Raw genomic sequence first — 562 nt, forward strand, 5'->3', positions numbered from 1 at the left:
CTATTAAATAAAGAAAAAATTCATATATATATTAATGAAAATAAAAATTAACCAAGGGTTTTATATGAGCGAATCAGTCGGATCTATAAAGTCACACAGATTACCATTAGTAACATGGAAAATATATTTAGCACCTATAATTGGTGGTGTATTTATACCTATGATGTTTTTATGGGCGCCTTTAATATCTATACAGATGGATAAAGAACTTGGATTTTCGCCTGAAAAGGTGGGCTTTATTTATATGATTGAAATATTAACAGGTATGACAGCGAATATATTGGCTTTCTTCTGGTTAAAAACTAAGATTAATTGGTATCATATATTTGTTGCGATGATTTACTTGACAGCAATATTGAATATAATTTCTGGTTTTCTAATTAAAGATCATTTTAATTTATATATAGCAGTAAGGATTTTAGCCGCAATATCAGGCTCTACAATTTTTATTATTACCAATTCAAGTATGGCATTGTTACCAAATTCGTACCGAGCATTTAGTATCTCTTTGTTTAGTCAGATTATTTTAGGTAGTTTGGGGCTGTTTATACTTCCTTTATTT

Annotated in this window: 1 pseudogene; it reads left to right on the forward strand. The window is 28.6% G+C overall.

The features are described from left to right. Positions 1–64 precede the first annotated feature (64 nt). A pseudogene (locus ABN217_RS20010) lies at positions 65–562 on the forward strand (MFS transporter); the annotation flags it as partial.

The organism is Proteus sp. fly-1067, assembly GCF_040139345.1.
Classification (GTDB): domain Bacteria; phylum Pseudomonadota; class Gammaproteobacteria; order Enterobacterales; family Enterobacteriaceae; genus Proteus; species Proteus vulgaris_B.